The organism is Streptomyces sp. NPDC000134, assembly GCF_042899225.1.
In the GTDB taxonomy this organism is placed as follows: Bacteria; Actinomycetota; Actinomycetes; order Streptomycetales; family Streptomycetaceae; genus Streptomyces.
This window is the reverse complement of sequence record NZ_JBIAZN010000015.1, coordinates 106,598-127,088: the sequence shown is the minus strand read 5'-3', so window position 1 is coordinate 127,088 and position 20,491 is coordinate 106,598. Positions and strand designations below refer to the sequence as shown.

Genomic DNA, 20,491 nt, shown 5'->3' with positions numbered 1-20,491 from the left:
TACCGGGGAACCCGGCACGCTCCCCAGTCGTGAGCAGAAGGAAGATGATGTTCCGTGACCACGGACACCCGTGACGAAACCGTCCTCCGCCGCCCCGAGACGGGCTGGTCCGAGGCCCGGCGGCGGCGCACCGAGGGCGCCTTGCGCACCTGGATACCGGCCGTCGACGACGCCGGCCCTGCGCGCACCCCGAGGCCGGTGCCGGAGTCGAACATCGTCCGGGGCGAGGACTGAAACCGGGGCGAGACTGAAACCGGGGCGAGGACCGGACCCGAGGCGAGGACCGGCCCCCCCGGAGCCCGGGTCCACCCGAGCCACCCGCATCACCACAGCGCGGCGACGATCGTCGCCGCGCTGTCGTCATCCCCAGGCACATCAACTAACGTTCCGTTCACCCGTATCGACAGTAGGGTGAACCAGATGAAGGCACTGGTGCTGTCCGGCGGCGCGGGCACCCGGCTGAGGCCCATCACGCACACCTCGGCCAAGCAGCTCGTCCCCGTCGCCAACAAAGCTGTCCTGTTCTACGGACTGGAGTCCCTGGCCGAGGCCGGGATCACCGAGGTCGGCATGATCGTCGGTGACACCGCCGCGGAGATCGAGGAAGCGGTCGGCGACGGATCACGCTTCGGCCTGAAGGTCACCTACATCCCGCAGGAACGCCCCCTGGGGCTGGCCCACGCGGTGCTGATCGCCCGCGAGTACCTGGGTGACGAGGACTTCGTCATGTACCTCGGGGACAACTTCATCGTCGGCGGCATCACCGACCTCGTCGAGGAGTTCCGCACCCACCGCCCCGACGCCCAGATCCTGCTGACCCGGGTCGCCGACCCGCGCTCCTTCGGCGTCGCCGAACTCGACGCGTCGGGGCAGGTCGTCGGCCTGGAGGAGAAACCCCGCAAGCCCAAGAGCGACCTGGCGCTGGTCGGCGTCTACCTGTTCACACCCGCCATCCACGAGGCGGTGCGCGCCATCGAGCCGTCCTGGCGCGGCGAGTTGGAGATCACCCACGCCATCCAGCACCTCATCGACGCCCGCGCCGACGTCCGCTGCACGGTCGTCAAGGGCTACTGGAAGGACACCGGTAACGTCGGCGACATGCTGGAGGTGAACCGGACCGTCCTGGAAGGCATGGAGCGCCGCATCGACGGCGAGGTGGACTCCGCGTCCGAGTGCATAGGCCGGGTCGTGCTGGAGCCCGGCGCACGCGTCGAGCGCTCCCGCGTCGTCGGACCCGTCGTCATCGGCGCCGGCACCGTGGTCACCGACTCCTACGTGGGACCCTTCACCTCCATCGCGGAGAACTGCCGGATCACCGACAGCGAACTGGAGTTCTCCATCGTGCTGCGCGACTCCTCGATCCTCGGGGTGGGCCGGATCGAGGCGTCGCTGATCGGCCGGCACGTGGAAGTGACCCCGGCACCCAGTGTGCCCAGCGCCCACCGACTCGTCCTCGGAGACCACAGCAAGGTGCAGATCCACTCATGAACCTCCTCGTCACCGGCGCCGCCGGGTTCATCGGCTCCCGCTACGTCCGCATGCTGCTCGACGACGACGCCGCCGGGGCGCCGCGCGTCACCGTGCTGGACAAGCTCACCTACGCCGGCACCCTCACCAACCTGGAACCCGGCCATCCCCGCCTGGAGTTCGTCCAGGGCGACATATGCGACGCCGACCTCGTCGACAAGCTGATGGCCGACGCCGACCAGGTGGTGCACTTCGCCGCCGAGTCCCACGTGGACCGCTCCATCGCGGGCGCCGCCGACTTCGTCCGCACCAACGTGGCCGGCACCCAGACCCTGCTGGACGCGGCGCTGCGGCACGGCGTGGGCACCTTCGTGCACATCTCCACCGACGAGGTGTACGGCTCCATCGACTCCGGCTCCTGGCCCGAGACCCACCCCCTCCAGCCCAACTCGCCCTACTCGGCGTCCAAGGCCTCCTCCGACCTGCTCGCGCTGGCCTACCACCGCACCCACGGCCTCGACGTCCGCGTCACCCGGTGCTCCAACAACTACGGCCCGCACCAGTTCCCCGAGAAGGTCGTCCCGCTGTTCGTCACCAACCTCCTCGACGGCCGGAAGGTCCCCCTCTACGGCGAGGGGCTCAACGTACGGGACTGGCTGCACGTGGAGGACCACTGCCACGGCATCGACCTGGTGCGCACCAAGGGCCGCCCCGGCGAGGTCTACAACATCGGCGGCGGCACCGAGCTGAGCAACCGGGAACTCACCGGCCTGCTGCTGGAGGCGTGCGGCGCCGGCTGGGACATGGTCGAGCACGTCGAGGACCGCAAGGGCCACGACCTGCGCTACTCCGTCGACTGGTCCAAGGCCCGCGACGAACTCGGCTACCGCCCCCGGCGCGACTTCACCACCGGCCTCGCCGACACCGTCGCCTGGTACCGGGACAACCGCGCCTGGTGGGAGCCGCTGAAGCGGCGCGTCACCGGGGAGCCGAAGTGAGGTGGCTGGTCACCGGCGCGGGCGGCATGCTCGGCCGGGACGTCGTCGCGGAGCTGACCCGGCGCGGCGAGGACGTGGTCGCCGCCGGCCGCACCGACCTGGACATCACCGAACCCGCCGCCCTGGAGGCCGCGTTCGCCGGACACCGCCCCGACCTGGTGGTCAACTGCGCCGCGTACACGGCCGTCGACGACGCCGAGACCGACGAGGCCCGCGCCCTGGAGATCAACGGCGAGGGCCCCCGGCTGCTCGCCCGCACCTGCGCCGCACACGGCGCCCGGCTGCTGCACGTCTCCACCGACTACGTCTTCGCCGGCGACCGCGACGCCGGGCCCTACCCGGAGGACCACCCCCCGGCCCCGCGCACCGCCTACGGCCGCACCAAGCTCGCCGGCGAGCGGGCCGTGCTGGAGGAACTCCCGCACGCGAGCGCCGTGGTGCGCACCGCCTGGCTCTACGGCGAACACGGCCGCAGCTTCGTCCGCACCATGATCGAGCTGGAGGGCCGCCGCGACACCGTCGACGTCGTGGACGACCAGCACGGCCAGCCCACCTGGAGCGCGGACGTCGCCGCCCGTCTCGCCGGCCTCGGCCCGCTGGTCGGCCGCGGCGCCACCGGCGTCTTCCACGCCACCGCCGCCGGCCAGACGACCTGGTACGGGCTGGCCCGGGAGGTCTTCGCCCTGATCGGCGCCGACCCGGACCGGGTGCGCCCCACCGGCAGCGCGGCCTTCCCCCGGCCCGCGCCCCGCCCCGCGTACAGCGCCCTCGCACACGACCGCTGGCGGCCGACCGGCCTGCCCGCGCCCCGCGACTGGCGTTCCGCCCTGCACGAGGCACTTCCCCGTATTCGCAAGGAGTCCAGTTGAAACGCCATGAGTTCCTGCGGGAACTGCACAAGGTCAGCGCCAACCGCAACTACCTGGAGATCGGCGTCAACGACGGCCGCAGCCTGACCCTTTCCAGGGTGCCCAGCATCGCGGTCGACCCCGCCTTCAAGGTCGTCACGGAGCTGCGCTGCGACGTCCACCTGGTGAAGGCCACCAGCGACGACTTCTTCGCCCGGGACAACCCGCTGGGACACCTCAAGGGCGGCCGGCACCCGCTGCGCAACCTGCGCCGGGGCCGCTCCCCGGTCGGCTACTGGCGCCGCACCACGCTGGACCTGTCCTTCATCGACGGCATGCACCTGTTCGAGTACGCGCTGCGCGACTTCATCAACGTCGAGAAGCACTCCGACTGGGCCAGCGTGATCGTCCTGGACGACATGCTGCCGCGCAATACCGACGAGGCCGCCCGGGACCGCCACACCGGCGCCTGGACCGGCGACGTCTACAAGATCACCGAGGTGCTGAACCGGTACCGGCCCGACCTGGTGACCGTCCTGGTCGACACCCAGCCCACCGGCCAGTTGGTGGTCTTCGGCGCCGACCCGGGCAACACCGTGCTCCAGGACAAGTACGACGAGATCATGGCGGAGTACCTGGTCGAGGACCCGCAGAAGGTCCCCGAGTCCATCCTGGAGCGGGCCGGGGCGGTGCCGCCCCGGGCCCTGCTGGAGGCCGGGTTCTGGGGCCGCCTCGTCAAGGCCCGCAACCTCGGCCTCGGCCGCGCCCAGGGCTGGGAGCCGCTGCGCCGCTCCCTGGAGCAGGTCGGCGTGAGCCGCTAGCGGCCGCGCAGCCGGTCGTAGTGGGCGGAGCAGGCCGCGTACGAGGGCAGCAGCCCGGCCCGCTCCGCCTCGGCCAGCGACGGCGCGGCGGCGTCCTTCCCGGACAGCACCGGCTCGATGCCGCCGGGCCAGTCGATGCCCAGGTCCGGGTCGAGCGGGTGCAGCCCGTGCTCACGACCGGGGGCGTACCCCGTCGAGCACAGGTACACCACCGTCGCGTCGTCGGTGAGCGCCATGAAGCCGTGTCCGAGCCCCTCGGCGAGGAACACCGCGTGCCGGGTGTCCTCGTCCAGGCGGACCGCCTCCCACTGCCCGAAGGTGGGGGAGCCGGTGCGGATGTCCACCACCACGTCCAGGACCGCGCCGCGTACACAGGTGATGTACTTGGCCTGGCCGGGCGGTACGTCGGAAAAGTGCACCCCGCGCAGCACGCCACGCCGGGAGACCGAGCAGTTGGCCTGCGCGAGGCTCAGGTCGTAGCCGGTGGCCTCGCGGAACTCGGCGCCCCGGTACCACTCGTGGAAACTGCCCCGGTCGTCGGGGAACACCTTGGGCTCCAGTACCCAGGAGCCGGCTATGCCCAGTGATCGCACCCTCATGTCCTCGCTTTCCTGATCCGGGCGGCGGCCTTCGCGACGACGGCGCCGAGCAGCTTGCGGGCCCCGCGCGCCACCCGCAGGGCCGGGCCGGGGCGGGGCGCCGGGCCCACCCGCACCACGCCGCCCGCCACGCTCAGGGTCCCCGGCAGGGCGTGGAAGCGGGGTTCGGCGGCGTCCGGGGCCAGGCAGACCGCGGTCCGCCACACCCCGCCGGCCAGCACGGCGGCGGGCAGCACGGCCGCGAGCCGGGACCGCGCCGGGTCGGGCGTCGGGGACAGGGTGGCGGGCACGTCGAGGGCGCGGCCGGCCGAGGCGAGCCGCAGCAGCACCTCGGTGTCGCCGGGCACGTACAGCGGGAGTCCGGCGCGGAAGCGGTCGCCGGTCACCGCGAGGTCGGCGCCGCGCAGCCCGAGCCGCCTGGGGGAGGCGGCGTGGTCCAGCGAGAGGTTGCGGTGCGGGGTGGTCCAGTACGGCAGGACCTCGCGTCCGGCGACGACGCCGGCGACCGGCTCCGGCCGGCCGGCCGGCGGCACCGGGCCGAGCCGGCACTCCTTGGTCCAGCCGCCCAGCTTGATCCGGGCCACCGCGTCCCACACGCCCGTGCCGGGCAGCGTGGCGGGGTCGACGGTGGCGGTGGCGCGCAGCGTCAGCCGGACCTGTCCGTCCTCGCCGGCGGGAACGGCCTCGCGGGTGAAGTCCACCGGCTGGAAGTGCTGGGCGGCGCTGGCGCGTTCGCGCAGCAGCAGGTCGGCGGTGGCCGCCGGGAAGCGGGCGGCGGTCTGCGCGCTCACCCAGGCGATCGCCTCGGCGACGTCCTCCGGCGGCCCGTCCAGGGGTGTGGCGGCCGCGTCGGCGGGGAAGGCCATCGGCTGCCCGGCCGAGGCGTACTCGGCGGTGAACTCGATCCGCAGCGCCCCGTCCCGCCAGCTCACCGCCCTGGGCGTGGTGCGGGGCGCGATGGCCGCCTCCCACTCGGCGAACGCGACGACGTCCTCGTACCGGTCGGCGGCGGTCAGCGCGGCGACGACCTGCTGGGTGGGCTGGAGCGCGGCGGCCACCCCGGGCCCGAAGCGCTCCACGACGATCTTGTGGATCTCCCCGAACAGTTCGCGGCGGTAGTCGTCGGGCAGTGCCAGCAGCCGCCTGCCGCGCAGCCGTTCCACCATCTCGTTGCGCAGCCAGCGCCGGAACAGCCGGTCGCGCAGCGCCCCCGGCTCGGTGTACTTCTCGACCACGTCGAGGGCCTCGCGCAGGTTGGCGAAGTAGCCGACCGGGTCGAAGCGCTGGAAGCCGGCGTTGCCGGCGTCGTCCCGTTTGACGTGGTAGTAGCAGACGTAGTCGCTGAGCACCGAGATGTTCTCGGCGCGCAGGTACGCCTCCGTCACGAAGACGTGGTCCTCCAGGCGCCGCCGGCCCTCGGGGAACCGCAGCCCGGTCCGCTCCAGGAACTCCCGGCGGACCATCTTGTGCGGGGTGAGGCTGTCGATCAGCGGGGCGTTGGCGAGGGTGGCGCGCGGGTGGTTGCGGCGGAACAGCTCCACCGGCACCGGACGGCCCTTGCCGGCCATCTTGCCGACGACGACGTCCGCCCCGTTGGCCACCCCGTAGTCGTACATCCGTTCCAAGGCGGCGTCGCCCAGGTAGTCGTCGTTGTCGACGAACATGACGTACTCGCCCCGGGCGGCGGCGATGCCGACGTTGCGGGGTCTGCCGGACCAGCCGGAGTTCTCCTGGTGGATGACCCGCATCCGGGGGTCCTCGGCGGCGAGCGCGTCGAGCCGGGCCGGGGTGGCGTCGGTGGAGCCGTCGTCGACGAAGACCACCTCGTACTCCTCCGGAGGCAGCGACTGCCGCTGGAGCGAGGCGATGCAGTCCTCGATGTAGGTCCCGGGGTTGTAGACGGGAACGATGACGCTGACCTTGACCGGCATCGGGCTTGGGCCCCCCTGGGTCTGTTGCCGTTCACGTGCTGGTGTCGCGAGGGTGGGCCCGATGCTAACCCGACCGCCCCGGGCCGCCGCCCCCGGCCCGGGGTCGAGACCGTGTTGTGAGGTGCCGTCAGCCGTGCGTCCGGGCAAGCAGCTCCAGGAGTTCGGCGGTGCCGCCGGTCTCGCCGAGCCGCGGGAAGATCCGCCGCACGCTGTTGTCGTGGGTCTCGGCGTCCAGGTCGCTCATGGCGTCGGTGACGAGGGTGACGTGGTAGCCGTGCTCGTGCGCGGCGCGGGCGGTGGACTCCACGCCGATGCTGGTGGCGATGCCGGTGAGCACGATCTGGGTGACACCCCGGCGGCGCAACTGCACGTCGAGGTCGGTGCCGTGGAAGGCGCCCCAGTTGTGCTTGGTGACGGTGATGTCGCCGGGGTGCCCGGCCAGTTCGGCCACGACGGCGTCCCAGCCGGCGGGCCGGGTGCCGCCCGCGCCGCCGGCCTCGGTGCGGCCGGGCACGGCGTCGGCGCCGTCGCCCGCGAAGGAGACCCGGACCAGCACCACGGGCAGGTCCCGGGCCCGGAAGGCGTCGGCCAGCTCGACGGTGCGGGCGACGACGTCGGCGGCGGGGTACGGCACGGTGGGCGCGGCGACGATGCCGGCCTGGAGGTCGATGACGACGAGGGCGGTACGGGGGTCGAGGGCGGTGAGAGCCACGGGGCGGGCCTTTCGGTGGTGCGGTGGGGGGGCGGCCGGAGGGTGTTCCGGACGTGATCGTGGGGGAGGGGGGGCGTCAGGGCCGGGTCAGCCGCTCCAGCAGGGCGAGCGCGTCCAGGACGGTGTGCCGCTCCTGCTCGGTGCAGCGGTCCTGGAGGGCGCGGGCCAGCCACTCCTCGCGGACCCGCCGGTCGCCGTCGACGCGGGCGCGGCCCGGCGCGGTGAGGGTGACGAGCTGCCGGCGGCCGTCGTCGGGGTCGGGGCTCCGGTGGATCAGCCCCCGCTGTTCGAGCGCGGCGAGCGTCGCCGCCATCGACTGCGGGCGGACGCCCTCGGCGGACGCCAGCGCGCTCGCCGTCGCGGCGCCGTGCTTGGCGGCCAGGGTGAGCGCCGAGACCTGCGAGGGGGTGAGGTCGTCGTCCCGGCCGACCTCGCGGATGCGGCGGCGCAGCCGGCTGAACACCACCCGCAGCTCGTGCGCGGCGCGGGCGGCGGAGTCGGAGATGCCGTCGGCGGGCGTTTCGCTGTCCACGCCCTCACCCTAAAATCGACAGGTAAGACTGTCCAGTCGGGACTGTCCATCCCGCCCGTCCGTCCGGTCACCGCCCGGATGCGCGGTTACGCTGGCCCGGTGCGCCTGCTGCTGATGTCCGACACCCACCTGCCCAAGCGCGCCCGGGAGCTGCCCGCCCCGCTGCTGGCCGAGCTGCCCCGCGCCGACGTGGTGTTCCACGCGGGGGACTGGGTGGACGCGGCCACCCTGGACCTGCTGGAGAGCCGCAGCCGCCGGCTCGTCGCGGTGTACGGCAACAACGACGGACCGGAGCTGCGGGCCAGGCTGCCGGAGGTGGCGTACGCCGACCTCGGCGGCCTGCGCTTCGGCGTGGTCCACGAGACCGGCCCCGCCCAGGGCCGCGAGGCCCGCTGCGCGGCCCGCTTCCCCGGCCTGGACGTGCTGGTCTTCGGGCACAGCCACATCCCCTGGGACACCACCGCCGGCAGCGGCCTGCGGCTGCTCAACCCCGGATCGCCGACCGACCGCCGCCGCCAGCCGTACTGCACGTACCTGACCGCGACGGTCGCCGACGGGCGGCTCGACGAGGTCGAACTCCACCGGCTGCCCCGCCGCTAGGCTCCCGGCGCCGCCCGCGCCGCGGCCCGGACGCCGGCCGGTGTCCCCTCAGGCGCCGGCCGCGAGGAACTGGGTGGCCGCCAGCTCCGCGTACAGCGGGTCGGCGCCGACCAGTTCCCGGTGGGTGCCGACCGCGCGGACCCGCCCGGCGTCCATCACCACGATCCGGTCGGCCGCCGTCACCGTGGACAGCCGGTGCGCGACGACCAGCACCGTGGTGCCGCGGGCCACCTCGGCGACGGTGTCGCGCAGCGCCGCCTCGTTCACCGCGTCCAGTTGCGAGGTGGCCTCGTCCAGGAGCAGCAGCCGGGGGCGGCGCAGCAGGGCGCGGGCGATCGCCACGCGCTGCCGCTCACCGCCCGACAGCTTGGTGCCGCGGTGCCCGACCAGCGTGCCGAGGCCGTCGGGCAGCCGGGCCACCAGCCCGTCCAGCCTGGTCGTCCTCACCACCCGGGCGATCGCCTCCTCGTCGGCGCCGGGGTTGCCGAGCACCAGGTTGTCGCGCAGCGAGCCGGACAGCACCGGCGCGTCCTGCTCGACGTAGCCGATCGCGGCGCGCAGCAGCGGCAGCTCCCAGTCGGCCACGTTCCGCCCGTCGAGGGTTATCTCGCCGGACTCGGGGTCGTAGAACCGCTCGATGAGGGAGAACACGGTCGTCTTGCCCGCGCCGGACGGGCCGACGAACGCCGTCATGCCCCGGGCGGGCACGGAGAACGTCACGCCGTGGTGGACGTACGGCAGGTCCTCGGCGTACCGGAAGCGGACGTCGCGGAAGGCGACGGCGGCCGGTCCGGCGCCGGGGGAGGGGAGCGGGGCGGCGCGCACCGGCGGCTCGGCGGGCAGGCGCAGCGCCTCCTGGACCCGCAGCAGGGCCGCCGCGCCCGTCTGGTACTGGGTGACCGCGCCGATGACCTGCTGGAGCGGGGAGATCAGGAAGAAGACGTACAGCAGGAACGCGACCAGCGTGCCGATGTCGACCGCGCCGGTGGCCACCCGCGCCCCGCCCACCGCGAGCACGGTGACGAAGGCGACCTGGAGGGCCAGGCCCGCGGTGGTGCCGGCCGCCGCCGACCACTTGGCGGCGCGCAGCCCCTGCCGCCAGGACTCCTCGGCGGCCTCGTGCAGCGTCCGCTCCTCACGGTCTTCGGCGCCCGACGCCTTCACCGTGCGCAGCGCCCCGAGGACCCGCTCCAGGGCCGCGCCCATCACCCCGACGGCCTGCTGGGCCTGCTTGCTCGCCCGGTGGATGCGCGGCGCGATCAGCCCGATCACCACGCCCGCGCCCGCGATCACCAGCACGGTGACCCCGAGCAGCACCGCGTCGACCAGGCCCATCATCACGATCGTCGCCACCAGCGTGAGCCCGCCGGTGGCGAACCCCACCAGGGACTCGGTGGTGACCGTGCGCAGCAGGGTGGTGTCGGAGGTGATCCGGGCCATCAGGTCGCCCGGCTCGGTGCGGTCCACGGCGGTGATCCGCAGCCGCAGCAGATACGAGGACAGGGCGCGGCGCGCGCCGAGGACCACCGACTCGGCGGTGCGCCGCAGCACATAGGAACCGAGCGCGCCCAGCACCGCGTTGACCACGACCAGTGCCGTCATGGCGACCAGCGCGCCGGCGACGGCCCGGTCGTGCGACAGGTCGTCGATCAGTCCCCGGGCCACCAGCGGCAGCAGCAGCCCGGCCGCCCCGGTGAGCAGCGAGAGCACCGCGCCGCCCAGCAGGGCCCGGCGGTGCGGCCGTACGTGGCCCAGCAGCAGCCTCCAGGGCGGCGGGCCGGGCTCGGGCGCGGTCGTCGTCACGGTGCTCCTTCACGCGGGTCGGCGGATCGCCCCAGGCTACGTCGGCGATCCCTTACCGATCGGTTGCGCGTAGGGTCGACAGCGAAGACGGACAGCGGCCGAGGAAAGGGTCAGCACCATGGCGCAGGAAGTACGCGGCGTGATCGCACCGGGCAAGGACGAGCCGGTGCGGATCGAGACGATCGTCGTGCCCGATCCGGGTCCGGGCGAGGCCGTGGTCCGCGTCCAGGCCTGCGGGGTCTGCCACACCGACCTGCACTACAAGCAGGGCGGCATCAGCGACGACTTCCCGTTCCTGCTCGGCCACGAGGCGGCGGGCGTGGTGGAGTCGGTGGGCGCCGGTGTCACCGACGTCGCCCCCGGCGACTTCGTGATCCTCAACTGGCGCGCGGTGTGCGGGAAGTGCCGGGCCTGTCTGCGCGGGCGGCCCTGGTACTGCTTCGACACCCACAACGCCGAGCAGAAGATGACCCTCGCCGCCACCGGGCAGGAGCTGTCCCCGGCTCTGGGCATCGGCGCCTTCGCCGAGAAGACCCTCGTCGCGGCCGGGCAGTGCACCAAGGTGGACCCGGCGGTCGCCCCGCAGGTGGCCGGGCTGCTGGGCTGCGGCGTGATGGCCGGCATCGGCGCCGCCATCAACACCGGCAACGTGGGCCGGGGCGACACCGTCGCCGTCATCGGCTGCGGCGGCGTCGGCGACGCGGCGATCGCCGGGTCGTACCTGGCGGGCGCGGCCAAGGTGATCGCGGTGGACATCGACGACCGCAAGCTGGAGACCGCCCGGTCGATGGGCGCCACCCACACCGTCAACTCCCGTGAGACCGACCCCGTCGAGGCGATCCGCGAGCTGACCGGCGGATTCGGCGCCGACGTCGTCATCGAGGCGGTCGGCCGCCCCGAGACCTACCGGCAGGCGTTCTACGCCCGGGACCTGGCCGGCACGGTCGTCCTCGTCGGCGTCCCCACCCCGGAGATGAAGCTCGAACTGCCCCTCCTGGACGTCTTCGGGCGCGGCGGGGCGCTGAAGTCCTCCTGGTACGGCGACTGCCTGCCCTCCCGGGACTTCCCGATGCTGGTCGACCTGCACCTCCAGGGCCGCCTGGACCTCGGCAAGTTCGTCACCGAGACGATCCGCCTGGACGAGGTGGAGACCGCCTTCGAGCGGATGCACGCCGGTGACGTGCTGCGTTCGGTGGTGGTGCTGTGATGGCCGCCCGCATCGAACGCCTCGTCACCTCCGGGCAGTTCAGCCTCGACGGCGGCACCTGGGACGTCGACAACAACGTCTGGCTGGTCGGCGACGACCACGAGGTGATCGTCATCGACGCGGCCCACGACGCCGACGCCATCGCCGAGGCCGTCGGGGACCGCCGGCTGACCGCCATCGTGTGCACCCACGCCCACAACGACCACATCGACGCCGCCCCGGCCCTCGCCGAGCGCACCGGCGCCGTCATCTGGCTGCACCCCGACGACCTGCCCCTGTGGCGGCGCACCCACCCCGACCGCGACCCCGACGCCTGGCTGGCCGACGGCCAGGTGATCGAGGCGGCCGGCGCGGACCTGACGGTGCTGCACACCCCGGGGCACGCGCCGGGCGCCGTCTGCCTGTACGACCCCGGCCTGGGCGCCGTCTTCACCGGCGACACCCTCTTCCAGGGCGGGCCCGGCGCCACCGGCCGCTCCTTCTCGCACTTCCCGACGATCATCGACTCGATCCGCGGCAAGCTGCTCACCCTCCCGGCCGGCACCGAGGTCCTCACCGGCCACGGCGACCCGACCACCATCGGCGCCGAGGCCCCCCACCTGGAGGAGTGGATCGCCCGCGGCCACTGACCGCCGACGACCCCCGGACGGCCGAAGAGAAGGACGCCGGACAGGGCGCCGGAAAAAAGACCCCGGAAAAGGCGACAGAAGATGTCCGGCTTCCCGGGCACCCTCGACCAGGAACACGAGGACTACGGGAGGCCGGACATGTCAGCACCGCTCACGGGCAAGGTCGCACTGGTCGCGGGGGCGACCCGGGGCGCCGGACGGGGCATCGCCGTCGAACTGGGCGCCGCGGGCGCCACCGTGTACGTCACCGGCCGCAGCACCCGGGCCCGGCGCTCGGAGTACGACCGGCCCGAGACCATCGAGGAGACCGCCGAGCTGGTCACCGCGGCCGGCGGCCACGGCATCGCCGTACCCGCCGACCATCTGGACCCGGAGCAGGTGCGGGCGGTGGTCGACCGGATCGCCCGGGAACAGGACCGCCTGGACGTCCTGGTCAACGACATCTGGGGCGGCGAGTCGCTGTTCGACTGGGAGGCGCCCGTCTGGGAGCACGACCTCGACAAGGGCCTGCGGCTGCTCCGGCTCGCCGTCGAGACGCACGCGATCACCAGCCACCACGCCCTGCCCCTGCTGCTGCGCCGCCCCGGCGGCCTGGTCGTCGAGGTCACCGACGGCACCGCCGACTACAACCGCGACCACTACCGCGTCTCGTTCTTCTACGACCTCGCCAAGACCGCCGTACTGCGCATGGGGTTCGCCCTCGGCCACGAACTCGGGCCGCGCGGCGCCACCGCCGTCGCCCTCACCCCGGGCTGGCTCCGCTCCGAGATCATGCTGGACCACTTCGAAGTCACCGAGGACACCTGGCGCGACGCCCTGGCGAAGGACCCGCACTTCACCATCTCCGAGACACCCCGCTATGTCGGCCGCGCCGTCGCCGCGCTCGCCGCCGACCCCGGGGTGAGCCGCTTCAACGGCCGCTCCCTGTCCAGCGGCGGCCTCGCCCGGGAGTACGGCTTCACCGACCTGGACGGCAGCAGCCCGGACGCCTGGCGCTATATCGTCGAGGTCCAGGACCCGGGCAAGCCCGCCGACGTCACCGGCTATCGCTGACGGTCGGCACCGGCCAGCGCGCCGGATGGCCCGGCGGCAGCGCCAGGTCCTGCCGTACGGCCGCGTAGTACCGCTCCCGGCCGGCCCGCTGCCGCTCCAGCAGGGCCTGCCAGGCGCCCGGGTCCCGGGTCCCCTCGCGCAGGAACCGCTCCATCTCCATGGCCGTCGACACCCAGAGCCGGGCCTGCTCCACCACCTCGGTGCTGCCCAGCAGGAGCAGTGCCTCCCCGGCGGGGTCCCGGGCCTGGGCGGCCTCGGCCATCAGCGGCGCCGCCTCCTCGGGTGTCAGCGGGTGCGGATGCGGGTCGTTGCCGAGGTGGGCGGCGACCCGGTAGGTCAGTGTCACCGACCGCTTCAGGGCCCGCGCGAAGTCGCTGTAGACGGCGAGCCGGCGCTCCTCCCAGCGGGCGGCGGTCTCCCGGCGCAGCCGCATCCGGTCACTGCGGACCACCGCCAGATACGAACCCAGCGCACCGATGACGACGCCTATCAGCGCGGGCAGTTGTCGAACGAACTCGGACATGGAGGCACGGTATCCGCCCCGGTCCCGCCCGGGTCAGCTCTCGGGCGGCTCCCCGAAGTCCGGGATCGCCAGCCTGGCCCCGCCCTGCCGCGCCGACGCGTGGGCGACGATGCCCGGCAGGGTGTAGCGGGCCGCCACCCAGGCGTTGACGGGGGGCGGGGTCCGGTCGGTGACCGCCCGGACGAAGTCGTCGGCGAGGAAGTGGTGGCTGCCCTCGTGCCCGTTCTCCATCTCCGCGTAGACCTCCGGGAGCCGCGACCGGTCGTGGACGGGCGCCGACCCGGAGGTGAACGCGGGCCGCAGCTCGGGCGCGATGTGCGCCAGGGACGGGTCGTCGGGGGAGAGGGACGGTCCGGGTTCGAGGAGTCCGGTGATGTCCTCCACCCCGTTCTTGTCCTGCCACAGCGCCACCGTGGCGAGCTGTTCCAGGCTCGCCTCCGTGCCGAAGAACCGGAAACGGGACTCCCGGAGGTGCGAGGGGTAGCCGACCCGCCGGAACTCGTTGGTGCGGAACGCCCCGCCGCCGGCCACCTCGAACAGGGCCGTCGCGTTGGACACGTCGTTGTCGAACATGCTGACCGACCGGTCGAAGACGCCGTCACCGCGGTGGTCCGTCACCCCGATCGCCGACACGCTCACGGCACGGGTCCGCCAGGCGCCCAGCACACCGCCCACCGCGTGCGTCGGGTACAGCAGCGGCGGGAAACTGGCGGTCTCCTTCCAGCGCTCGCCGCCGCTGTACCGGTACGCGTCGTAGAACCCCAGGTCCATGTCGTGGACGTAGTCGCCCTCGGCGTAGAAGACCCGCCCGAAGGCACCCTCGGCGATCCGGTCGCGGGCGTGCACGGTCGCCGGGTGGTAGTGACTGGTCTCGCCCATCATGTACGTCAGTCCGGTCGCCTCGACCGCCTCGACGATGGCGGCGATCTCCTCGGCGCTGACCGCCATGGGCACCGCCGAGTACACGTGCTTGCCCGCGCCCAGCCCCTGGAGGACCAGCGGACCGTGGGTCCAGCGCTGGGTGAAGACGCCGACGGCGTCGACCGCGCCGGACGCCAGCATGGCCTCGTAGGACGGGAAGGTTCCGGCCAGGCCCTCGGCGGCGACCAGCTTCTCGGCCCGCTCGGGCAGCAGGTCGGTGACGTACACGTCGCCGACGCCGGGGTGGGCGTGGAACAGCCGGGCGAACTGGCCGGCGAACTGGCCGGCACCGACGATGCCGAGGGAGAACGTCATGGAGGCGTGCCCTTCACTGGTCGGGGATCGGATGGCCATGTTTTACTTTTGACGCAGAACAATTACCGCGTCAAGAGCCGGAAAAAGGCCCGCCGGCTGATTTATGCTGGCGCTGATTGCTTCCGTGGCGAAACAAACAGGGAGGGTTTCCGTGTCCGCAGGCGCCGTCGCCGACTGGCCGCCGCTGAGTCCCGGTGAGCGTTCCGTGGCGATCGAGGTCCTGGTCCACGGACCGCTGTCCCGGACCGAACTCGCCCGCCGGCTCGCCCTCTCGCCCGGCAGCCTCACCCGGCTCACCAAGCCGCTGATCGAGTCCGGCCTGCTCGTGGAGGCCGACGGACCGGGCGCACCGGCCGGGGCCCGCCAGGGCCGTCCCTCGCAGCCCCTGTCGGTCGTCGCCGACTCCCGACACTTCCTCGGCGTCAAGCTCACCGCCGACACCGCCTACGGCGTCGTCACCACCCTGCGCAGCGACGTCGTCGCCCGCCACGACCGCCCCCTGGCCACCCGTGACCCCGAGGCGGTCGCCGACCTGCTGGCGGACATGGCCCGGACGCTGCGCCGCGACCACCCCCGGATCGCCGGCCTCGGCATCGGCGTCGGCGGACTCGTCCGGGACCGGGCGGTGGTCGGCGAGTCCGCCTTCCTCGGCTGGCGGGACGTGCCGCTGGCCGCGCTGGTCGAGCGACGCGCCGGACTGCCGGTCGTCGTCGAGAACGACGTGGCCGCCCTGGTCGAGGCCGAGACCTGGTTCGGCGCCGGGCGCGGCCTGGACCGCTTCGTCGTCCTCACCATCGGGGCGGGCATCGGCTACGGACTGGTCCTCGGCGGCCGCCGGGTGCCCTTCGCCGAGGAGGACCGCGGGTTCGGCACCCACTGGGTCCTGGACCCGAGCGGACCGCTAGGCCCCGACGGGCGGCGGGGCAGCGCCGCGACCCTGCTGACCATCCCCGGCATCCGCCGCCAGGTGCGCGCCGCCACCGGCGAGGACGCCACGTACGAGGAGATCCTCGCCCGCGCCGGGGCCGGGGAGCCCCTGGCCGCCCGGGTCGTCGGCGAGGCCGCGCGGGGCCTCGGTGTCCTGGTGGCCCAGATCGCCAACTTCGTGCTGCCGCGGAAGATCCTGCTCGCGGGCGAGGGCGTCGGCCTGATGGACGTCGCCGGCGACACCGTGCGGGAGACCGCGCGGGCCCACCGGCACCCGCTGGCCGCCCCGGTCGACCTGGAGACCAAGGTGTCCGACTTCCACGACTGGGCGCGCGGCGCCGCCGTACTCGCCATCCAGGTGCTGGTGCTGGGGGCGGCGCGAACCTGAACTCCCCTGCGGCCCGGGGCATATGGACGTGACAAGAGACACGGTCCGTTATGTCCCTTTAGCTCGTGATTACTCACGGCGCCTTCACCTGGCTCACCGTATGCTTCACAGCATGTCCACCACTGTTGAGCCCTCTTCCGAGCGATCGGCTGACGAGGTCAACGAGGAGATCCGGGCCCTGTGGCGCCGGTCGGGCGGGACACTGAGCGTCGAGCAGCGCGAGGAATACCAGCGGCTCGTCCTGGAGTGGGCCGCCGCGGCCCCGCAGCGGGTGAGCGCCGCCTGACGGCGGTCCGGCCTCCCCGACTTCTCGTCGCCTCACCCATCCCCCGTCCGGGCACGTCCCCGGACGGGCGCCCACCTCGCTGCCCCGGCCGTCGCGCCACCACTTCGCGTTCGGCGTGCCGTCCGTACGCACGCCCCCGTGGCCTCCCGGCCGCGGCGTCAACACCGCCGCGTCCGGCGGGAGTCGATCGACCCGTCTCCCATACGGCCTTCGGCACCCGGGCGTTCGGCACGCCCACGCCCTATCGTGGGCCCATGACGAACCCCCTGCGCGTCCTCACCCTCGACGACCTCAGGCGCCGCACCAGCATGAAGTGGCGCACCTACCCCGAGGACGTACTGCCGCTGTGGGTGGCCGAGATGGACGTGCCGCTCGCCGAACCGGTGGTGCGGGCCGTCGCCGAGGCGATGGAACGCGGCGACACCGGGTACGCCGCCGGCACCGCCTACGCCGAGGCGCTGGCCGCCTTCGCCGGCAAGCGCTGGGACTGGGACGGGCTCGCGGTGGACCGCACGGCGATCGTCCCCGACGTGATGCTGGGCGTCGTGGAGATGCTGAAGCTGGTGACCGGCCCCGGCGACCCGGTGATCGTCAACCCGCCCGTCTATCCGCCGTTCTTCCAGTTCGTGACCCATATGGACCGGCGGATCGTCGAGGCCCCGCTCGGGCCCGACCTGCGCCTGGACCCCGCCGCGCTGGAGGACGCCTTCCGGTGCTCCGTCACCGGCGGCGGCCGGGCCGCCTACCTGCTGTGCAGCCCGCACAACCCGACGGGCACCGTGCACACCGCCGGGGAACTCACCGCCGTCGCCCGCCTCGCCGAGCGGTACGGCGTCCGGGTGGTCGCCGACGAGATCCACGCGCCGCTGGTCACCGGCGACACCCGGTTCGTCCCCTACCTGAGCGTGCCCGGCGCCGAGCGCGGACTGTCGCTGATGTCGGCGTCCAAGGGCTGGAACCTCGCCGGGCTCAAGGCCGCCCTCGCCGTCGCCGGACCCGGCGCCGCCGCCGACCTGGCCCGACTGCCCGAGGAGGTCGGCCACGGACCCAGCCACGTCGGCGTCCTCGCCCACACCGCCGCCCTGCGCGACGGCACCGCCTGGCTCGACGCCCTGCTCGCCGGGCTGGAGGAGAACCGGCGGCTGCTCACCGGCCTGCTGGCCGAGCGGCTCCCCGGCGTCGTGCACCGCGCCGGCGAGGCGACGTACCTGGCTTGGCTGGACTGCCGCGCCCTCGGCCTCGGCGACGACCCCGCGGAGGTCTTCCTGCGGCGGGGCCGGGTGGCGCTCAGCCCCGGCACCGACTTCGGCACCGGCGGCGCCGGGCACGCCCGGCTCAACCTGGCCACCTCGCCCGAGGTGCTCGCGGAGGCGGTGCGCAGAATGGCCGCCGCCGTGTCCTGAACCGCACGGGCCCTCTCGTCCCGCGGCACGGGCGGGCCTAGACTCCCTGACCATGGACGAGGCGTCGCTGGCCCGGCTCGGCGCGGGCAAGTACCTGCTGCTGACCACCTTCCGGAAGAACGGCACCCCGGTCGCCACCCCGGTGTGGGTGGTCCGGGACGGCGACACGCTCGGCGTCTGGACCGTCGCCGACTCCGGGAAGGTCAAACGCGTCCGCAACCGCGCCGACGTCCTGATCGGCCCCTGCGACCTGCGCGGCAACCCGACCGGCGACCAGCGGCCCGCGACCGCCGAGATCGGCGACCAGGCGACCGTCGCCCGCTACCGCGCCCTCATCGTCCGCAAGTACGGACTGGCCGGCCGGCTCACCCTGCTCGGCAGCAGGCTGCGCCGGGGCCTGAACGGCACGGTCGGCATCCGCCTCGCACTGAACGAGTCCAGCACCGACCGCACCTGACCGTCCGTCGGGCCGGCCGTCAGGTCCAGGCGCGGTACGGCTCGTCGACCAACTGGAAGACCGGCTCGCCCCGCACCGGGTCCTTCACCGTCGACAGCCGCACCCGGTCCCCGCTGTGGATGCCGATGAGCGGGCCCATCACCCGGCCGCGCACCACGAAGCCCTCGGCCATCTCGATCAGCGAGACATTGCGCGCGAGAGGCGTGTTGCGGTGCACCACGGTGGAGTGCCGCACCGTGCCCGTGCCCTTGCTGCGCTCCGTACGCAGATCGCTGCCCCGGCAGACCGGACACAGCACCCGGTGGTACATGGCGGTGCCGCACCAGGTGCAGCGCTGGAAGAGGATGCCCTGCTCGGGGTCCGGGGCCCCCGGTTCCAGGACGCCCGTCGCGGAGCCGACGGCCTGCTGAGCGGCGCTTCCTGAGTGGTGGTACACGCTGGTCAACTCCCTGCACTCGGCCGGAAACCCGCGTGCGCGGTCACCGGGCACGCGGGTGCGCGGTGAGTCGTGCCACCGTGCACGGCACTCAGCGTATGGCACTGAGTGACACCCGTAAAGGCACTGCGTATCATCCCGGGGCGGCCGGTGGCCGGAACTCCGGTGGCACTCAGTGCACGGCCGGGAGGGAACCGGGTCCCCCGCTACGATCGTTTCCCGCCGCCTCCCGAGGAGTCCCCGCATGCCGCCCCGCCGCCGCCCCCGCGTCCTGTACGTGACCGACCTGGCCTACCCGGCGCGCGGACGGCGGTACTGCGACGAGGACATCTTCCTCACCGCGTGCCTGCGCGAGGAGTTCGACCTGGCACTGTGTCACCCGCGCGACGCCGCCGCCCTGCTGGACGCCTTCGACGCCGTGGTGGTCCGCAACAGCGGCCCGGTGATCGCCCACCCCGAGGCGTACGCCGCCTTCCGCCGCCGCGCGGCCGAGCGCGGCACCCCCGTCTACAACCCGCTCTCCGGCCGCGCAGACATGGCCGGCAAGCAGTACCTGCTGGACCTGACCGAGGCCGGCTTCCCGGTCATCCCGACCGTGGACCGCGCGGAGCACCTGCCCCAACTGCCCGCCGCCGACCGGTACGTCGTCAAGCCCAAGCTGGGCGCGGACTCCCTCGGCCTGCGGACGGTCGGCGCGGACGAGGCGCGCGAGGCGCTGGCCGGGGCGGACGGCGGCCTGCTCGCCCAGCCCCGGATCGACTTCGTCCACGAGGTCTCCTTCTGCTTCGTCGACCACGACTTCCAGTACGCCCTCCGCGCCCCGGACCCCGACCGCCGCTGGGAACTGCGGCCCTTCGACCCCACCGCCGAGGACCTGGCGTTCGCCCGCCGGTTCATCGACTGGAACACCCTCGACCACGGCATCCAGCGCGTCGACGCCTGCCGCACCCGCGACGGCGGGCTGCTCCTGGTCGAACTGGAGGACCTCAACCCGTATTTGTCCCTGGACGCCCTCGACGAGCCCCGCCGGGACGCCTTCGTCACCGCGTGGACGGCCTCGCTGCACCGGTTCCTCGGCACCGGGGGGTGAGGCGGGCGGCCGGCGCGGGCATCCGGGAAGGACACGGCGAGAGGAGTCACAGGACATGACAGCGGCGGACGCGTTCATCGACCGGCTCGATCCCGACATGTGCGTGGTGACGGCCGCGGCGCGCGGGGAGCGGTCCGGCTGCCTGGTCGGCTTCGCCTCGCAGTGCTCGCTCGACCCCGTGCGGTTCGTCGTCTGGATCTCCCGGGTCAACCGCACCTTCCGGGTGGCCCGCTCCGCGGACGTCCTCGCCGTCCATCTGCTCGCCCGCGACCAGCACGCCACCGCCGAGCTCTTCGGCGGCCGGACCGGCGACCGCACCGACAAGTTCCGCGACGTCCGCTGGCACGAGGGGCACGGCGGCGCCGTGGTCCTGGACGACGTCGAGGCCTGGTTCGTCGGCCGGGTCGTGCGGCGGATCGACGGCGGCGACCACGTCGGGTTCGTCCTCGACCCGGTCGCCGACGGCGCCCCCGCGAAGGACGGCCGGCCGCTGCTGCGGCTGAGCGACGCCCACACCATCGAGGCGGGGCACCCGGCGGACTAGG

General features: G+C 73.6%; 23 protein-coding genes. 15 read left to right on the top strand and 8 right to left on the bottom strand.

The window, feature by feature from the left end:
* Positions 1 to 54: 54 nt before the first annotated feature.
* From ACFY32_RS23005 to ACFY32_RS22985, 5 genes are all read left to right on the top strand, one after another.
* Positions 55 to 234, top strand: coding sequence for a hypothetical protein (locus ACFY32_RS23005; RefSeq protein WP_359201753.1), 180 nt, complete (start codon positions 55 to 57; stop codon positions 232 to 234).
* A gap of 186 nt (positions 235 to 420) precedes the next feature.
* A complete protein-coding gene (locus ACFY32_RS23000; protein ID WP_390675117.1) occupies positions 421 to 1,488 on the top strand; it encodes a glucose-1-phosphate thymidylyltransferase in 1,068 nt (355 codons plus the stop codon).
* Entirely contained in the window at positions 1,485 to 2,465 is a 981-nt protein-coding gene (rfbB, locus tag ACFY32_RS22995) for a dTDP-glucose 4,6-dehydratase (RefSeq protein WP_359201755.1), read from the top strand. The genes ACFY32_RS23000 and rfbB overlap by 4 nt, the downstream gene beginning before the upstream one ends.
* Positions 2,462 to 3,334 (top strand): dTDP-4-dehydrorhamnose reductase, encoded by an 873-nt coding sequence (rfbD, locus tag ACFY32_RS22990; RefSeq protein WP_390675116.1) that lies wholly within the window; start codon positions 2,462 to 2,464, stop codon positions 3,332 to 3,334. Before rfbB ends, rfbD begins: the two co-directional genes overlap by 4 nt.
* On the top strand, positions 3,331 to 4,134 hold the full coding sequence (locus ACFY32_RS22985) for a class I SAM-dependent methyltransferase (RefSeq protein ID WP_359201759.1): 804 nt from the start codon (positions 3,331 to 3,333) through the stop codon (positions 4,132 to 4,134). The genes rfbD and ACFY32_RS22985 overlap by 4 nt, the downstream gene beginning before the upstream one ends.
* Here the strand turns inward: ACFY32_RS22985 and rfbC are convergent.
* From rfbC to ACFY32_RS22965, 4 genes are all read right to left on the bottom strand, one after another.
* Positions 4,131 to 4,727 carry a dTDP-4-dehydrorhamnose 3,5-epimerase gene (gene rfbC, locus ACFY32_RS22980; protein WP_359201816.1) on the bottom strand — a complete coding sequence of 199 codons (597 nt, stop codon included), beginning with the start codon at positions 4,725 to 4,727 and terminating at the stop codon, positions 4,131 to 4,133. The two genes, ACFY32_RS22985 and rfbC, sit on opposite strands and share 4 nt — an antisense overlap.
* Positions 4,728 to 4,729: 2 nt before the next feature.
* Positions 4,730 to 6,664, bottom strand: a complete 1,935-nt coding sequence (locus ACFY32_RS22975; RefSeq protein ID WP_359201761.1) for a glycosyltransferase family 2 protein — start codon at positions 6,662 to 6,664, stop codon at positions 4,730 to 4,732.
* Between the two features lie 127 nt (positions 6,665 to 6,791).
* Positions 6,792 to 7,376: a hydrolase gene (locus ACFY32_RS22970; protein ID WP_359201763.1), complete on the bottom strand. Its 585-nt coding sequence runs from the start codon at positions 7,374 to 7,376 to the stop codon at positions 6,792 to 6,794.
* A gap of 76 nt (positions 7,377 to 7,452) precedes the next feature.
* Positions 7,453 to 7,908 (bottom strand): MarR family transcriptional regulator, encoded by a 456-nt coding sequence (locus ACFY32_RS22965; RefSeq protein WP_359201765.1) that lies wholly within the window; start codon positions 7,906 to 7,908, stop codon positions 7,453 to 7,455.
* Positions 7,909 to 8,007: 99 nt separating this feature from the next.
* Here ACFY32_RS22965 and ACFY32_RS22960 point away from each other — a divergent pair, with 99 nt between their 5' ends.
* Positions 8,008 to 8,508 carry a metallophosphoesterase gene (locus tag ACFY32_RS22960; RefSeq protein WP_359201767.1) on the top strand — a complete coding sequence of 167 codons (501 nt, stop codon included), beginning with the start codon at positions 8,008 to 8,010 and terminating at the stop codon, positions 8,506 to 8,508.
* A 48-nt stretch (positions 8,509 to 8,556) separates the two neighbouring features.
* Here ACFY32_RS22960 and ACFY32_RS22955 read toward each other — a convergent pair whose 3' ends face one another.
* Positions 8,557 to 10,311, bottom strand: a complete 1,755-nt coding sequence (locus ACFY32_RS22955) for an ABC transporter ATP-binding protein (RefSeq protein ID WP_390675115.1) — start codon at positions 10,309 to 10,311, stop codon at positions 8,557 to 8,559.
* A gap of 118 nt (positions 10,312 to 10,429) precedes the next feature.
* On the opposite strand from ACFY32_RS22955, the gene ACFY32_RS22950 reads away from it, so the two are divergent.
* From ACFY32_RS22950 to ACFY32_RS22940, 3 genes are all read left to right on the top strand, one after another.
* On the top strand, positions 10,430 to 11,518 hold the full coding sequence (locus ACFY32_RS22950) for an S-(hydroxymethyl)mycothiol dehydrogenase (protein ID WP_359201771.1): 1,089 nt from the start codon (positions 10,430 to 10,432) through the stop codon (positions 11,516 to 11,518).
* Complete coding sequence (locus ACFY32_RS22945) at positions 11,518 to 12,147, top strand: MBL fold metallo-hydrolase (RefSeq protein WP_359201773.1); 630 nt, start codon at positions 11,518 to 11,520, stop codon at positions 12,145 to 12,147. The genes ACFY32_RS22950 and ACFY32_RS22945 overlap by 1 nt, the downstream gene beginning before the upstream one ends.
* Before the next feature lie 138 nt (positions 12,148 to 12,285).
* Entirely contained in the window at positions 12,286 to 13,200 is a 915-nt protein-coding gene (locus ACFY32_RS22940; protein WP_390675160.1) for an SDR family oxidoreductase, read from the top strand.
* On the opposite strand, the gene ACFY32_RS22935 is transcribed toward ACFY32_RS22940, so the two are convergent.
* Positions 13,184 to 13,723 (bottom strand): hypothetical protein, encoded by a 540-nt coding sequence (locus ACFY32_RS22935; protein ID WP_359201775.1) that lies wholly within the window; start codon positions 13,721 to 13,723, stop codon positions 13,184 to 13,186. The genes ACFY32_RS22940 and ACFY32_RS22935 overlap by 17 nt on opposite strands.
* Before the next feature lie 33 nt (positions 13,724 to 13,756).
* Positions 13,757 to 14,959 carry a Gfo/Idh/MocA family protein gene (locus tag ACFY32_RS22930; RefSeq protein ID WP_390675159.1) on the bottom strand — a complete coding sequence of 401 codons (1,203 nt, stop codon included), beginning with the start codon at positions 14,957 to 14,959 and terminating at the stop codon, positions 13,757 to 13,759.
* Between the two features lie 151 nt (positions 14,960 to 15,110).
* Here ACFY32_RS22930 and ACFY32_RS22925 point away from each other — a divergent pair, with 151 nt between their 5' ends.
* From ACFY32_RS22925 to ACFY32_RS22910, 4 genes are all read left to right on the top strand, one after another.
* Positions 15,111 to 16,274 (top strand): ROK family protein, encoded by a 1,164-nt coding sequence (locus tag ACFY32_RS22925; protein WP_390675114.1) that lies wholly within the window; start codon positions 15,111 to 15,113, stop codon positions 16,272 to 16,274.
* 100 nt (positions 16,275 to 16,374) lie between these two features.
* Positions 16,375 to 16,560, top strand: coding sequence for a hypothetical protein (locus tag ACFY32_RS22920; RefSeq protein ID WP_190204398.1), 186 nt, complete (start codon positions 16,375 to 16,377; stop codon positions 16,558 to 16,560).
* Between the two features lie 254 nt (positions 16,561 to 16,814).
* On the top strand, positions 16,815 to 17,963 hold the full coding sequence (locus ACFY32_RS22915) for a MalY/PatB family protein (protein WP_390675113.1): 1,149 nt from the start codon (positions 16,815 to 16,817) through the stop codon (positions 17,961 to 17,963).
* A gap of 52 nt (positions 17,964 to 18,015) precedes the next feature.
* Positions 18,016 to 18,420, top strand: coding sequence for a PPOX class F420-dependent oxidoreductase (locus ACFY32_RS22910; RefSeq protein ID WP_359201784.1), 405 nt, complete (start codon positions 18,016 to 18,018; stop codon positions 18,418 to 18,420).
* A 19-nt stretch (positions 18,421 to 18,439) separates the two neighbouring features.
* Here ACFY32_RS22910 and ACFY32_RS22905 read toward each other — a convergent pair whose 3' ends face one another.
* Positions 18,440 to 18,856 (bottom strand): zinc ribbon domain-containing protein, encoded by a 417-nt coding sequence (locus tag ACFY32_RS22905; RefSeq protein WP_359201786.1) that lies wholly within the window; start codon positions 18,854 to 18,856, stop codon positions 18,440 to 18,442.
* 244 nt (positions 18,857 to 19,100) lie between these two features.
* Between ACFY32_RS22905 and ACFY32_RS22900 the strand changes: the two genes are divergently transcribed.
* On the top strand, positions 19,101 to 19,946 hold the full coding sequence (locus ACFY32_RS22900; protein ID WP_390675112.1) for a hypothetical protein: 846 nt from the start codon (positions 19,101 to 19,103) through the stop codon (positions 19,944 to 19,946).
* 55 nt (positions 19,947 to 20,001) lie between these two features.
* Positions 20,002 to 20,490 carry a flavin reductase family protein gene (locus ACFY32_RS22895; protein ID WP_359201790.1) on the top strand — a complete coding sequence of 163 codons (489 nt, stop codon included), beginning with the start codon at positions 20,002 to 20,004 and terminating at the stop codon, positions 20,488 to 20,490.
* The last annotated feature ends 1 nt before the right edge of the window (position 20,491 follow it).

Excerpts from the sequence above, each read along its gene's own strand:
- ACFY32_RS22900 (WP_390675112.1), top strand. The coding sequence starts at position 19,101 with ATGCCGCCCCGCCGCCGCCCCCGCGTCCTGTACGTGACCGACCTGGCC.
- rfbB (WP_359201755.1), top strand. The coding sequence starts at position 1,485 with ATGAACCTCCTCGTCACCGGCGCCGCCGGGTTCATCGGCTCCCGCTAC.
- ACFY32_RS22910 (WP_359201784.1), top strand. The coding sequence starts at position 18,016 with ATGGACGAGGCGTCGCTGGCCCGGCTCGGCGCGGGCAAGTACCTGCTG.
- ACFY32_RS22915 (WP_390675113.1), top strand. The coding sequence starts at position 16,815 with ATGACGAACCCCCTGCGCGTCCTCACCCTCGACGACCTCAGGCGCCGC.
- ACFY32_RS22920 (WP_190204398.1), top strand. The coding sequence starts at position 16,375 with ATGCTTCACAGCATGTCCACCACTGTTGAGCCCTCTTCCGAGCGATCG.
- ACFY32_RS22930 (WP_390675159.1), bottom strand. The coding sequence starts at position 14,959 with ATGACGTTCTCCCTCGGCATCGTCGGTGCCGGCCAGTTCGCCGGCCAG.
- ACFY32_RS22940 (WP_390675160.1), top strand. The coding sequence starts at position 12,286 with ATGTCAGCACCGCTCACGGGCAAGGTCGCACTGGTCGCGGGGGCGACC.
- ACFY32_RS22945 (WP_359201773.1), top strand. The coding sequence starts at position 11,518 with ATGGCCGCCCGCATCGAACGCCTCGTCACCTCCGGGCAGTTCAGCCTC.
- ACFY32_RS22935 (WP_359201775.1), bottom strand. The coding sequence starts at position 13,723 with ATGTCCGAGTTCGTTCGACAACTGCCCGCGCTGATAGGCGTCGTCATC.
- ACFY32_RS22950 (WP_359201771.1), top strand. The coding sequence starts at position 10,430 with ATGGCGCAGGAAGTACGCGGCGTGATCGCACCGGGCAAGGACGAGCCG.
- ACFY32_RS23000 (WP_390675117.1), top strand. The coding sequence starts at position 421 with ATGAAGGCACTGGTGCTGTCCGGCGGCGCGGGCACCCGGCTGAGGCCC.
- ACFY32_RS22895 (WP_359201790.1), top strand. The coding sequence starts at position 20,002 with ATGACAGCGGCGGACGCGTTCATCGACCGGCTCGATCCCGACATGTGC.
- ACFY32_RS22975 (WP_359201761.1), bottom strand. The coding sequence starts at position 6,664 with ATGCCGGTCAAGGTCAGCGTCATCGTTCCCGTCTACAACCCCGGGACC.